Source organism: Streptomyces sp. NPDC042002 (assembly GCF_055588305.1).
In genome coordinates, this window is sequence record NZ_JBVJCT010000057.1 from 24071 (window position 1) to 36971 (window position 12901).

A 12901-nucleotide genomic window follows, 5' to 3' on the forward strand; every position below is an offset into this window, starting at 1 on the left:
GTCCTTACGCCGGTGCGCCCCCGGTGGCGCTCCAGTGGAACAGCGTCATGGCCACACTGGTCGCGAGGTTGTAGCTGGAGACCTGGGGGCGCATCGGCAGGGAGACCAAGTGATCGGCCCGGGACCGCAGTTCGGCGGACAGACCACTGCGTTCCGAGCCGAAGGCGAGCAGGGCGTCGTCGGGGAGCTTCGACCCGCGGATGTCCTCGCCCTCCGGGTCGAGCGCGAACACCGGGCCCGGCGGCAGTTCGTCCACCGCGAGACGCTCCACGGCGGTCGCGAAGTGCAGGCCGGCCCCACCGCGGACGACGGTGGGGTGCCAGGGGTCGAGCGTGCCCGTCGTGACCACCCCGGTCGCGCCGAAGCCCGCCGCGAGCCGGATCACGGCACCCGCGTTGCCCAGGTTGCGCGGATTGTCGAGGACGACCACGGGCGCGGCGCGGGGCGTGCGGGCCAGCGTCTCCAGGTTGGCGGCGCGGGAGGGTCGTACGGCGAGCGCCGCCACCGAGGTGGGGTGCGGACGCGGCACGAGGGCCGTGAACGCCGTCTCCGGGACCTCGGTCAGGAGCTCGCCGAGAACGGCGCGTACGTCGGGAGCGAGTTCGTCGGCCAGGTCGAGGACCGCCCTCCGGTCGGTCGTGACGGCGACCGGGACGCGCGCCCCGAAACGCACCGCGTGCTTGAGGGCGTGGAAGCCGTCGAGCAGGACGGAGTCGTCGCGGAGTTGCCGCCAGACACGTACCGGATCGTTCATGCGGTGAAGCCTACGTGCGTGTGCTCGGGCTCCTCCGGAACGCCCGGCTCGGGCTCCCTGGGCCCCGGCACCGTACGGCCGCCGCCGGGAAACAGCCGACCACGCGCGCGTGCCACCCGTCCGCTCAGGCGCAGCAGGAAGGACGTCGGCAGGAACACCGCGTCCGCGGCGATCATCGCGAGCGAGAAGAACGGCAGCCCGAGGAGCACGGCGATCACGGCGTGCTCGGTCATCATGGCCGCCAGCAGGACGTTCTTGACCCGCCGGTTGAACAGGGTGAAGGGGAAGGCGACCTGGACGGCGACCGTCCCGTACGTCACCAGCATCACGATCGTGCCGTGCGCGGACAGCAGGTCGGACAGGGCCGGCCACGGCGAGAAGGACTCCAGGTGGAGCGGGTAGTAGACGGCGGTGCCGTCCTGCCAGCGCGAGCCCTGGATCTTGTACCAGCCGGCGGTCGCGTAGATCAGGCACGCCTCGGCCATGATGATCATCAGGGCGGCGTTGTGCACGAGGTTCGCTACGACGTCCAGCAGGACGCGCGGCTCCGCGGTGCGGGCGACCCGGCCGACGGCCCACCACAGGGCCTGCACCGCCCACAGTCCCCACAGGACCGTGAGCCAGCCGCCCAGGACGCCCCCGTCGATCCGTCCCACGCCCGTCGCCAGCGCCAGTACGACCCCGAGCCCCGCCCACAGCGCGGGGCCGGCCCGGTCGGGCCCGGTCCGCTCGCCACGCGCGCGTGCAGCGCGGGCGAGGCGGTCGCGCCGCGCGTCGATGGACCACACCTGCCCGCAGCGGGTGAGCACCAGGTAGATCGACATCAGATGGAGGACGTTGTCCCCGCCGTCCCCTATGAAGACACTGCGGTTCTGCAGGGACAGCACGCCGATCATGAAGAGCACCGACATGGCGCGGGACCGCCAGCCCACCAGCAGCAGGGCGCTGGAGAGGACGGCGACGGCGTAGACGATCTCGAACCACACCTGGCTGTCGGACCACATCAGGACCGTGAAGGCGTGGTTGCTCGCGATGAGCTGCTGGGCGAGGTCCCAGCTCCACGGCGCGTCGGGCCCGTACAGCTCCTGGCGGTGGGGGTACTCACGCAGCAGGAACAGCAGCCAGGTGGCGGCGAAGCCGATACGGATCACGGCGCTCTGGTACGGGCCGAGCGCGGACTCCGTGACGCGGGCGATGCCGCGCGCGATCGTCGGAGCGATTCGGTTCATCGGGCGCTCGCCTCCGTCAGGCCGTCCGCGCGGTCGCTCGCGGGAACGGCCCACCAGGGCAGCTCACGGACGACGGGCTGGTCGGACACCTTCTCGTCGCTCCACGCGGGAGGCGGCACGTTGGTGGTGAGGGAGCGGAACTGGACGCGTTCGATGACGGCGCCCTCGCCGCCCGCGTGCTCACGGTCGAGACGCAGCACGCCGATGCGTCGCAGATAGCGCTCCGAGAGGTCGCCGCGCCGGCCCGCGGGGCGGTTCTCGCCGTCGTGCGTAGCGGCGTAGAAGTCCCAGGCGCGGCGCAGCTCGTTCTGCTGGGTGTGGCTCGGCAGCGGATTCCCGTCGATGGCGATTCCGTCGAGCGCGGACAGGTCGTACCAGCCGGTCTCGCGACCGGTGCCGTCCGCGGTGCGGACCAGGGCGCGGACCTGGACCGTGATGTCCTGCTGCAACGGGTTGGGGGCGAAGAGCTTCCAGTTCTGCTCGAACTCGGGGTAGATCCACTCGTCGATCGCGCGGCCGTGCTGCTTGGTCACCGTGTTCGAAGGCGCGACATGCAGGAACACCATGCCGAGGTGCACACAGGAGACGACGGCCACGACGGCCAGGGCGAGGGCGGCGGCGATCTGATAGCGCAGGGAGAGCGCCGCCAGACCCGCAGGGGCCTCGGCCCCCTCTTCGGACCCCGCCCACGGGACCGTCTCGGGTTTGGTCTCGTCGAAGTCAGCGGGAGGAACAACCGCCCCGGGCCTCGGAGCGTCGGTCGCCGGCTCGCCGGGGGACGACGTACCGCCGGTGGCTTCGTCAGGCGCGGCGCTCTCGGACACGGCACCGCCGGGAGCGCCCCCGCCGGGCGCGGCCGCCTCGGGCGCGCCCGGACCCGGCTCCGGCTCCGAGCCCTCGTCGTTCGCGTCCATCCCGCCCCGATTCACGATCCCGGATCCGACTGGCGGCCGCCGGACTGCGGGCACCGTACCGCCGCGTCGCACCGCACCACGACGTTCGCAAGCGAACCGTACTCAGAGCCGACCGTGCGGCACAGCCCCAGGTGCCGCAACGGCCACGCCGGCACGCACGAGGTTATCCACAGCGGTTGACACCATACGGCGCTCGACCGACCATTGATGCGAGCGGACCGAACGATCGGTCGGTCGGGAGTGAGAGGTCGAGGGGGACCGCATGGCGACAGCATCAGCCCACCACACGGCCCGCACGCAGGCGGACGAAGCCGCCGACGAAGCGGCGCGCACAGCGGCATACGAGGCCGTCTTCGACGCCGCGGTGGCGGCCGACGAACGCATCGAGCCCCGTGACTGGATGCCCGACGCCTACCGCTCCACCCTGGTCCGCCAGATCGCGCAGCACGCCCACTCCGAGATCATCGGCATGCAGCCGGAGGCCAACTGGATCACGCGCGCGCCCTCGCTGCGCCGCAAGGCGATCCTGATGGCGAAGGTCCAGGACGAGGCCGGCCACGGGCTGTACCTGTACAGCGCGGCCGAGACCCTCGGCGTCGGCCGCGACGAGCTGCTGGACAAGCTGCACTCCGGCCGCCAGAAGTACTCGTCGATCTTCAACTACCCGACGCTGACGTGGGCGGACGTCGGCGCCATCGGCTGGCTCGTGGACGGCGCCGCGATCACCAACCAGGTCCCCCTGTGCCGCTGCTCGTACGGTCCGTACGCGCGCGCGATGGTCCGCGTGTGCAAGGAGGAGTCCTTCCACCAGCGCCAGGGGTACGAGCTGCTGCTGGCCCTGAGCCAGGGCACCCCCGAGCAGCACGCGATGGCGCAGGACGCGGTCGACCGCTGGTGGTGGCCCTCCCTGATGATGTTCGGCCCGCCCGACGACGAGTCCTCGCACTCCGCCCAGTCGATGGCGTGGAAGATCAAGCGCCATTCGAACGACGAGCTGCGCCAGCGCTTCGTCGACATAGCCGTACCCCAGGCCGAGTCCCTCGGCCTGACCCTGCCCGACCCCGACCTGGTGTGGAACGAGGAGCGGGGACACCACGACTTCGGCGCCATCGACTGGACGGAGTTCTGGGAGGTCCTCAAGGGGAACGGCCCGTGCAACGAGCAGCGGATCACCCAGCGCCGGCAGGCCCACGAGGAAGGCGCGTGGGTACGGGAGGCGGCCGCCGCGTACGCGGACAAGCACACGAGCGGGACCGGCGGCTCCGCGAGCACGACCGGTGAGACAGGAGCGACCCGAGCATGACGAACACCGACTGGCCGCTGTGGGAGGTCTTCGTGCGCTCGCGCCGCGGACTCTCGCACACTCACGCAGGCAGCCTGCACGCGCCGGACGCCGAGCTGGCCCTGCGCAACGCCCGCGATCTGTACACCCGCCGCGGCGAGGGCGTCTCGATCTGGGTCGTCCCGTCCGCCGCCGTCACAGCCTCCTCGCCCGACGAGAAGGACCCGTTCTTCGAGCCGTCCGCGGACAAGCCCTACCGGCACCCGACGTTCTACGAGATCCCGGAAGGGGTGAAGCACCTGTGACTCTCACCGTGAACACCGCGGCGGCCCTGGCCCTCGGCGACGACGCCCTCGTGCTCTCGCACCGCCTGGGGGAGTGGGCCGGCCACGGGCCCGTCCTCGAAGAGGAAGTCGCCCTGGCCAACATCGCGCTGGACCTGCTCGGCCAGGCCCGGGTGCTGCTGTCCATGGCCGGTGACGAGGACGAGCTGGCGTATCTCCGCGAGGAGCGCGCCTTCCGCAACCTCCAGCTCGTCGAGCAGCCGAACGGCGACTTCGCGCACACCATCGCCCGCCAGCTCTACTTCTCCACCTACCAGCGGCTCCTCTACTCACAACTGGCAGCCGGGGAGAGCGAGTTCGCTCCCCTCGCCGCGAAGGCCGTCAAGGAAGTCGCCTACCACCAGGACCACGCCGAGCAGTGGACGCTGCGCCTCGGCGACGGCACGGACGCCAGCCATGAGCGGATGAGCCGGGCCTGCGAGGCCCTGTGGCGCTTCACCGGTGAGATGTTCCAGCCGATCGAGGGCGTCGACCTCGACTGGGACGGGATGCGGGCCGCCTGGCTGGAGTCCGTGGGAGCCACCCTGCGCCGGGCCACGCTGTCGGTCCCCGAGGGACCGCGGTCCGGGGCATGGGCGGCGGGCGCCGGACGCCAGGGCCTGCACACCGAGTCCTTCGGACGGATGCTCGCCGAGATGCAGCACCTGCACCGCAGCCACCCGGGGGCGTCATGGTGACAACGACCGCCCTGGAGGAGGAACTGCGCAGACTGGCGGGCTCCGTGCTCGACCCCGAGCTGCCCGTCCTCACCCTGGACGAGCTCGGCGTGCTGCGCGCCGTGCATGTCCGCGGCGCGGACTCCGTCGAGGTCGAGCTGACCCCGACCTACACCGGCTGTCCCGCCGTCGAGGCCATGTCCATGGACATCGAGCGGGTACTGCACGAACACGGCATACGCGATGTGTCCGTACGCACGGTGCTCAGCCCCGCCTGGTCGACGGACGACATCTCGGACGAAGGCCGCCGCAAACTGCGGGAGTTCGGGATAGCTCCGCCGCGCGGCGGCCGTCCCACGGGCCCGGTGACGATCGGCCTGGGGCCGACCCGGACGGTCACCGCCGAACCTGAACTGGAGCCCGTCCGCTGCCCGTCCTGCGGATCGGCCGACACCGAGTTGCTCAGCCGCTTCTCGTCCACCGCGTGCAAGGCGCTGCGCCGCTGCCTGTCCTGCCGCGAACCGTTCGACCACTTCAAGGAGTTGTGATGGCTCGCTTCCACCCGCTCCCGGTGGCCGCGGTCGACCGGATCACCGACGACTCCGTGGCCCTGACCTTCGCGGTGCCCGCGGAGCTGCGCGAGGACTTCCGGCATGCCGCCGGCCAGCATCTGGCCCTGCGCCGCACGGTCGACGGCACGGAGATACGCCGTACGTACTCCATCTGCTCACCGGCACCCGCCCCCGACGGTGACGGACCGCGCACGCTGCGGGTCGGTGTGCGCCTGGTCGACGGCGGCGCGTTCTCGACGTACGCGCTCAAGGAGATCGCGGTCGGCGACGAGGTGGAGGTGATGGTTCCGGCGGGACGCTTCACCCTGGAGCCGTCGGCCGGCCTGTACGCGGCGGTGGTGGGCGGCAGCGGGATCACCCCGGTGCTGTCGATCGTCTCGACGCTGCTGGCGCGGGAGCCGGACGCGAGGTTCTGCCTGATACGCGGCGACCGTACGTCGGCCTCGACGATGTTCCTGGAGGAGGTCGCCGACCTCAAGGACCGCTATCCGCAGCGGTTCCAGCTGGTGACGGTCCTCTCCCGGGAGGAGCAGCAGGCCGGTCTGCCGTCCGGGCGGCTCGACCAGGAGCGGCTGACCGGGCTGCTCCCCGCGCTGCTGCCGGTGGACCGGGTGGCGGGCTGGTTCCTGTGCGGGCCGATGGGTCTCGTGCAGGGGGCCGAGCGGGCGCTGCGCGGGCTCGGGGTGTCCCGGACCCACATCCACGAGGAGATCTTCCACGTGGACGCCGGTACCACGACCGTTTCCGCCGTACCGGCCCCCGCGCACAGCACGGTGACCGCACGGCTCGACGGACGCGGCGGCACCTGGCCCGTCCAGGACGGCGAGTCGCTGCTGGACGCGGTGCTGCGCAACCGTCCGGACGCGCCCTACGCCTGCAAGGGCGGCGTGTGCGGCACCTGCCGGGCGTTCCTCGTCTCCGGCGAGGTGCGAATGGACCGCAACTTCGCTCTGGAACCGGAAGAGACGGAAGCCGGGTACGTCCTGGCCTGCCAGTCCCATCCGGCCACGGAGCAGGTGGAGCTGGACTTCGACCGCTGAGCCCCGTCGGCGAGGCTGCCGACAGTCCGGCCGCCGGGCCGGTGACCGATCGTTGCCCGTTCCCTTCTCGTAGAACCTGTTCTATCTTGACGCACCGTCAGATCAGGCTTCCTGTCTGGTCGTTGGTCCGGTGCGTGTGCGGGAGGACGGGATCGTGGACTTCACCTTCACCGAGGAGCAGCAGGCGGCGGTCGAGGCGGCGAAGGCGGTGTTCGCCGGGGTTTCCCCGGACGCGGTGCCCAGTCCCGCGCTCACCGCGGGTGCCGTCGCGGAGGACTTCGACCGGGCTCTGTGGGCGAGGCTCGCCGACGCGGACCTGCTGAGCCTGCTGCTCGACGAGGAGTCGGGCGGGGCGGGGCTCGACGCGGTCGCGCTGTGTCTCGTACTGCGGGAATCGGCGAAGGTGCTGGCGCGGGTGCCGTTACTGGAGAACAGCGCGGCGAGCGCGGCCGTACAGCGCTACGGCGGCGAGGAGTTGAGGGCGCAGCTCCCGGTGCGGGCCGGCCGGGGCGAGGTCGTGCTGACCGTCGCCGCCAACGGCCGGACCGGTCACGGCCCGGCCGAACTCGCCGTGACCGCGCGGCGGGACGGTACGGAGTGGGTGCTGGACGGTGTACAGACGGCGGTCCCCTGGGCCGGCAACGCCGACTTCGTCGTCGTACCCGCGCACACGGACGCCGACCGGACCGTCCTCGCCCTGGTTCCCCGCGACCACGAAGGCACCGTACTCGCCGAGCAGATCTCCACGACCGGTGAGCGGCTCGGTGAGCTGCGGCTGGACTCCGCCCGGATCGCCTCCCACGATGTCATCGACGCGCAGGGGGCGTGGGAGTGGCTGCGCGACCTGCTGGCCACCGGCACCTGTGCGCTGGCGCTCGGACTCGGGGAGGAGGTGCTCCGGATGACGAGCGCGTACACGAGCAAGCGGGAGCAGTTCGGGTTCCCGGTCGCCACGTTCCAGGCGGTCGCCGTGCAGGCCGCCGACCGCTACATCGACCTGCGGGCGATGGAGGCGACGCTCTGGCAGGCCGCATGGCGGATCGGCACGGGAGCCGGGGGTGCGCTCCCGGCCGGCGGTGACGTGGCCGTCGCCAAGATCTGGGCGTCCGAGGGGGTGCGCCGGGTCGTGCAGACCGCCCAGCATCTGCACGGAGGGTTCGGCGCCGACACCGAGTACGCGCTGCACCGGTACCACGCCTGGGCCAAGCATCTGGAACTGTCACTCGGCCCGGCGGCGGCACACGAAGAGACCCTGGGCGATCTGCTGGCGGCGCACTCCCTGGGGTGAGACGCCCAACTCCCTGAGGTGAGAAGGCCACTCCCTGAGGTGAGAGGGCCCAGCGGCTACAGCACGAAGCCGGGTTCGCCCTTGTCGTTCACGACCTGGCGGCCCGCGGCCTCCCAGGTCTGCATGCCGCCTTCGACGTTCACGGCGTCGATACCCTGCTGGACCAGGTACATCGTGACCTGGGCCGAACGGCCACCGGAGCGGCAGATCACGTTGACCCGGCCGTCCTGCGGGGCCGCCTCGGTCAGCTCGCCGTACCGGGCGACGAAATCGCTCATGGGGATGTGCAGCGCCCCCTGGGCGTGACCTGCCTCCCACTCGTCGTCCTCCCGGACGTCCAGCAGGAAGTCGTCGACCGCGAGATTGTCGACCCCGACCGTGGGCACACCAGCTCCGAAACTCATGCCTCCGACGCTACCCGACCGCGCCGACGGCCAAGCTCAGGGAGCCTGGGCGATCAGCTCCGCCAGCTCGTTCTCCCGCTCGCCGACCTGCGTCAGCAGCTGTTCGGCGATCTCCTCCAGAAGACGGTCCGGGTCTTCCGGAGCCATCTTGAGCATGGCGCCGATGGCGCTCTCCTCCAGCTCGCGGGCGACGAAGGTGAGCATCTCCTTGCGCTGGGAGAGCCATTCGAGGCGAGCGTAGAGCTCCTCGCTGCGGCTCGGCTTCCACTCCTCGGGCGCGGGCCCGGCGGCCCACTCCTGGGCCAGCTCCCGAAGCAACGCCTCGTCGCCCCTGGCGTACGCGGGGTTCACACGGGCGATGAACTCGTCACGCCGCTTGCGCTCACCGTCGTCCTGCGCCAGGTCGGGGTGCGCCTTGCGGACCAGCTCGCGGAAGAGCCTGCGGGCCTCCTCGCTGGGACGCACCCGCTGCGGGGGCCGCACGGGCTGGTCCGTGAGCATCGCCACGGCCTCGGGGAACAGGCCCTCCGAGTCCATCCAGCCGTGGAACAGCTCCTCGACACCGGGCATGGGCATGACCCGCGCCCGCGCCTCGTGCGCCTTGAATATGTCCTCCGGGTCGCCGGTGCGCGCGGCACGCGCCTCGGCGATATCGGCCTCCAGCTCGTCGAGGCGCGAGTACATCGGACCGAGCTTCTGGTGGTGCAGCCGCGAGAAGTTGTCGACCTCGACGCGGAAGGTCTCCACGGCGATCTCGAACTCGATCAACGCCTGCTCGGCCGCTCGCACGGCCCGCTCGAGCCGCGCCTCGGGCCGGGCATCGTCACCCTGCGCCGGGCCCTGACCCTCGGGCTGCGTCTGGCGCTGCCCCTCGCTCTGGCCCGCGGACGGGGACTCGGGCTGCCCCTCGGGCCGGGCTCCGCCCGGGGCCTCGCCGCCGGCCTCACTCCGAGCCTCGGTGTGGACCTCGCTCCTGGCGGCATGCCGGGCGCAGGAGGGGGCGTCCGCGCCCTCCGCGTCCGCGATGCCGCCGTCGAAGCCGGGGGAGGCTTGGGGCGTCTCGCCCTCCGGGGCACCGGAGGGTTCCCGGCCCCCCTCGAAGGTGGGCTCGGACTGGCTCTGATCGGCTTCCGGGGTCGTCACCCGACCAGCGTAGGCCACACTCCCCCGCGGCTCACTGTCTTCCCTGCCTCTACAGCCACCTGACCGGCCACAACGACCCCAATGACCCCAACCACCCCGATCATCCCGACTACCGACTACCGACTACCGGCACCGGCAGCCGCACTCGTGGACCGCCTGTCAGGTGAAACACCCTGTCCGGTGGACCACCCCGCCCTACGGAGCCGCTCGTCCTACGGGGAGCCCCGTCCTCCAGGGCCGCCCGGACGCTCCCCCGTCGGTCACACCCCCGCTTCAGAAACGATCCGTCCGTTTCGGACCGCCGTCACCAGGGCCGAGTGGTCCGCCTCCGTGCGGTCCGCGTAGGCGACGGCGAAGGAGGCGATGGCCTCGTCCAGCTCCTCGTTCTTGCCGCAGTACCCGGCGATGAGGCGCGGATCGGCGCTGTGGCTGTGGGCGCGGGCCAGCAGGGCACCGGTCATGCGGCCGTAGTCGTCGATGTGGTCGGCGGGCAGGGCGGCCGGGTCGACGCTGCCCTTGCGGTTGCGGAACTGGCGCACCTGGTAGGGGAGACCGTCGACCGAGGTCCAGCCGAGAAGGATGTCGCTGACGACCTGCATGCGCTTCTGGCCGAGGACGACACGGCGGCCCTCGTGAGCCACCTCGGGCATCGCGTGGCCCGCGGTCGCGAGGTGCGGGAGCAACGCCGAGGGGCGGGCCTCCTTGACCTGGAGGACGAGGGCTTCGCCGCGGTGGTCCAGGAGCAGTACGACGTACGAGCGGGTGCCGACGCTGCCGGTGCCGACGACGCGGAAGGCGACGTCGTGCACCGCGTAGCGGGCGAGCAGGGGGAGGCGGTCCTCGGAGAGCGTCGCCAGATAGTGGCCCAGGGATGCCGCGACCGCGGCGGCCTCCTCGTCGGGAACGCGGCGCAGCACGGGTGCCGCGTCCACGAACCGGCGGCCACCGCCCTCCACGGCCTCCGTCGACCTGGCGGCGAACCGCCCGCTGGTGTTGGCCCGGGCCTTCTCGGAGACCCGCTCCAGCGTGCCGAGCAGATCGTGGGCGTCGGTGTGCGAGACGAGTTCCTCGTCGGCGATGGCGTTCCACGCGTCCAGCACCGGCAGCTTGGCCAGCAGGCGCATGGTGCGGCGGTACGCGCCCACGGTGTCGCGCGCGGCGGCCCGACAGGTGTCCTCGTCCGCTCCGGCCTCCCGGCCCGCGAGCACGAGCGAGGTGGCGAGCCGCTTGAGGTCCCATTCCCAGGGGCCGTACACCGTCTCGTCGAAGTCGTTCAGATCGATGACCAGGCTGCCGCGCGCGTCCCCGTACAGACCGAAGTTCGCCGCGTGCGCGTCACCGCAGATCTGGGCGCTGATGCCCGTCATCGGGGTGCGGGCGAGGTCGTACGCCATGAGGCCCGCGGAACCGCGCAGGAACGCGAAGGGCGTGGCCGCCATCCTGCCGACCCGTATCGGGGTGAGCTCGGAGAGCCGCCCCCGGTTGGACTCCTCGACCGCGGTCACCGGGTCCAGCCGGTCGGCGTCCACCAGGAACTCGGCGTGCGCCGCGCGCGGCACCCGCCCGCGCAGAGCCTTCCCCTCCTCCTTGGGCGAGCCCTTCACCGGCCAGGCGGCGAACCCCGGAACAGCGAACCCCCGAGCCCCGAACGCCCCGGCCGCCGGCCCGCCCTCGGACTCCGGCCCGCCCTCGGCCGCGGGCCCCGCCGCGGAGCCGTCACCGGGCCGGCCACCGCGGCCCTGCCGCTCCGGACCGGCCTGCTCGACCACCCCGGCCTGGCCCGTCGGCGCCGTCGGCGCCGTCTGTCGCTCCGTACCCGCTGTACCGACCTCGGCCATCACGACCGCCTCCCCCGCACACGAACATCAACTCGTGCTGACCGTACAGCCGGTCGGGAAAACGCGTCAGACCCTGTGGACAACTCCACCGGCACACAGGGAAGAAGCCGGGAACACACCCACGCCCGCGGCTCGACTCCCCTCGGCGGCTCTGCCGACAAGGCCGCGTCGTGCCGCCCGCTGACGTCTGGACTCACCCGGACTCAAAGAAAGCCAACGGTCATCGTGAGAGTTTACTTGCACGAAGAGAGTTGGCTCCATATAGTCATGAGAGTCAGCTCTCAGCAACTCGATGACAAGGACCTCTCATGGCCACGCCCACTCCCGCCTCCTCCCCCACCTCCCGGACGGTCGGCCTGACCGGCGGCCTGACCGTCACCGTCGACGAGTACGGCGAGAACTCCGAGGGCACCGGCGTACTGATGCTGCACGGCGGTGCCGGCCCCCGCACGATGGCCGGTATCTCCGCCGCGATGTCCGAGCACGTGTACGTCGTCACGCCGACCCACCCCGGCTTCGACGGCACGGACCGCCCGGAGCGGTTCGACTCCGTCGCCGACCTGGCTGTCGCGTACCTCGACCTGCTCGACGCCCTGGACCTGAAGGGCGTCATGGTGATCGGAAACTCCATAGGCGGCTGGATCGCCGCCGAGATGGCCCTGCGCGACAACCACGGCCGGATCGGCGCGCTGACCCTGGTCAACGCGGTCGGTATCCACGCCCACATGAAGGAGAACCGGGTCGTCGACCCGCGCACCATGCCCCCGGCCGACGTGAGCCGACTGTCCTTCGCCAACGCGGCGTTCCGCCCCGACTTCGCCTCGTTCAGCGACGAACAGCGGGCCGCCGCGGCCGCCAACCAGCGGACGCTGGCGGTGTACGGGGGCGAGGAGTTCACGTACGACCCGAAGCTGCGCGGCCGCCTGCACCGGGTCACCGTGCCGGTGCTGGTCGTGTGGGGCGAGCAGGACGGCATCGCCCCCCTGAAGTACGGCCGCGGCTACGCCGACTCGTTCCCCAACGGCCACTTCGCCCCGATCCCCGACGCCGGGCACTTCCCGCACATCGAGCAGCCGGGACGCACGCTCGGGGCCATCGGCGACTTCGTCGACACCGTCGTCAAGCCCGACGCGACGGCCTGACCCCGCCACGTACTCCCGTCCCGCCCGCCGGGGGGGGGGGGGGGAGGGGGGGGGGGGGGGGGGCGGAGGAACGGGTCCCCTGGGAGGGGGGTGCCCCGGGTTTCCCAGGGAAAGCCGGGGGAGGAGGAACGCACGTTTCCCCCCCCCCCCCTCCCCAGCTCCCCCCCCCCCCCCCTCTTCCCCCCCCCCCCCCCTTCCCCCTCCCCCCCCCCCCCCCCCCCCCCCCCCCCCCCACCCCACCCCACCCCCCCCCCCCCCCCCCCCCCCCCGGCCCGACCCGGCTCCCGTAGGCCGT

Annotated in this window: 13 protein-coding genes; 7 read left to right on the forward strand and 6 right to left on the reverse strand. The window is 72.0% G+C overall.

The features are described 5' to 3' along the window. Window positions 1-4 precede the first annotated feature (4 nt). Genes ACZ6KY_RS39985 through ACZ6KY_RS39995 form a run of 3 tightly spaced genes read right to left on the reverse strand, consistent with a single transcriptional unit; the run spans window position 5 to window position 2897 of the window. The gene (locus ACZ6KY_RS39985; protein WP_469315176.1) at window positions 5-754 is read right to left on the reverse strand and encodes a TrmH family RNA methyltransferase; all 750 of its coding nucleotides are present in this window, start codon (window positions 752-754) and stop codon (window positions 5-7) included. Further along, the gene (locus tag ACZ6KY_RS39990) at window positions 751-1983 is read right to left on the reverse strand and encodes an HTTM domain-containing protein (RefSeq protein WP_469315177.1); all 1233 of its coding nucleotides are present in this window, start codon (window positions 1981-1983) and stop codon (window positions 751-753) included. The genes ACZ6KY_RS39985 and ACZ6KY_RS39990 overlap by 4 nt, the downstream gene beginning before the upstream one ends. Then, on the reverse strand, window positions 1980-2897 hold the full coding sequence (locus ACZ6KY_RS39995; RefSeq protein WP_469315178.1) for a DUF5819 family protein: 918 nt from the start codon (window positions 2895-2897) through the stop codon (window positions 1980-1982). Before ACZ6KY_RS39995 ends, ACZ6KY_RS39990 begins: the two co-directional genes overlap by 4 nt. Window positions 2898-3159: 262 nt before the next feature. On the opposite strand from ACZ6KY_RS39995, the gene paaA reads away from it, so the two are divergent. The 6 genes from paaA (at window position 3160) to ACZ6KY_RS40025 (ending at window position 8079) form a co-directional block, all read left to right on the forward strand. Further along, on the forward strand, window positions 3160-4200 hold the full coding sequence (paaA, locus tag ACZ6KY_RS40000; protein WP_469315179.1) for a 1,2-phenylacetyl-CoA epoxidase subunit PaaA: 1041 nt from the start codon (window positions 3160-3162) through the stop codon (window positions 4198-4200). Continuing rightward, entirely contained in the window at window positions 4197-4484 is a 288-nt protein-coding gene (gene paaB / locus ACZ6KY_RS40005) for a 1,2-phenylacetyl-CoA epoxidase subunit PaaB (protein ID WP_164372737.1), read from the forward strand. The genes paaA and paaB overlap by 4 nt, the downstream gene beginning before the upstream one ends. Then, window positions 4481-5200, forward strand: a complete 720-nt coding sequence (gene paaC / locus ACZ6KY_RS40010; protein ID WP_469315180.1) for a 1,2-phenylacetyl-CoA epoxidase subunit PaaC — start codon at window positions 4481-4483, stop codon at window positions 5198-5200. The genes paaB and paaC overlap by 4 nt, the downstream gene beginning before the upstream one ends. Next, complete coding sequence (paaD, locus tag ACZ6KY_RS40015) at window positions 5194-5727, forward strand: 1,2-phenylacetyl-CoA epoxidase subunit PaaD (protein ID WP_469315181.1); 534 nt, start codon at window positions 5194-5196, stop codon at window positions 5725-5727. Before paaC ends, paaD begins: the two co-directional genes overlap by 7 nt. Then, window positions 5727-6791, forward strand: coding sequence for a 1,2-phenylacetyl-CoA epoxidase subunit PaaE (gene paaE, locus ACZ6KY_RS40020; RefSeq protein ID WP_469315182.1), 1065 nt, complete (start codon window positions 5727-5729; stop codon window positions 6789-6791). The genes paaD and paaE overlap by 1 nt, the downstream gene beginning before the upstream one ends. Window positions 6792-6945: 154 nt before the next feature. Beyond that, on the forward strand, window positions 6946-8079 hold the full coding sequence (locus ACZ6KY_RS40025; protein ID WP_469315183.1) for an acyl-CoA dehydrogenase family protein: 1134 nt from the start codon (window positions 6946-6948) through the stop codon (window positions 8077-8079). Between the two features lie 56 nt (window positions 8080-8135). Here the strand turns inward: ACZ6KY_RS40025 and ACZ6KY_RS40030 are convergent, their stop codons facing one another. The 3 genes from ACZ6KY_RS40030 to ACZ6KY_RS40040 form a co-directional block, all read right to left on the reverse strand. Further along, on the reverse strand, window positions 8136-8483 hold the full coding sequence (locus ACZ6KY_RS40030; protein WP_469315184.1) for a rhodanese-like domain-containing protein: 348 nt from the start codon (window positions 8481-8483) through the stop codon (window positions 8136-8138). Window positions 8484-8519: 36 nt separating this feature from the next. Beyond that, entirely contained in the window at window positions 8520-9509 is a 990-nt protein-coding gene (locus tag ACZ6KY_RS40035; RefSeq protein ID WP_469315188.1) for a hypothetical protein, read from the reverse strand. A gap of 377 nt (window positions 9510-9886) precedes the next feature. After that, window positions 9887-11464 (reverse strand): DUF2252 domain-containing protein, encoded by a 1578-nt coding sequence (locus tag ACZ6KY_RS40040; RefSeq protein WP_469315185.1) that lies wholly within the window; start codon window positions 11462-11464, stop codon window positions 9887-9889. A gap of 308 nt (window positions 11465-11772) precedes the next feature. On the opposite strand from ACZ6KY_RS40040, the gene ACZ6KY_RS40045 reads away from it, so the two are divergent. Next, entirely contained in the window at window positions 11773-12606 is an 834-nt protein-coding gene (locus tag ACZ6KY_RS40045; RefSeq protein WP_469315186.1) for an alpha/beta fold hydrolase, read from the forward strand. The last annotated feature ends 295 nt before the right edge of the window (window positions 12607-12901 follow it).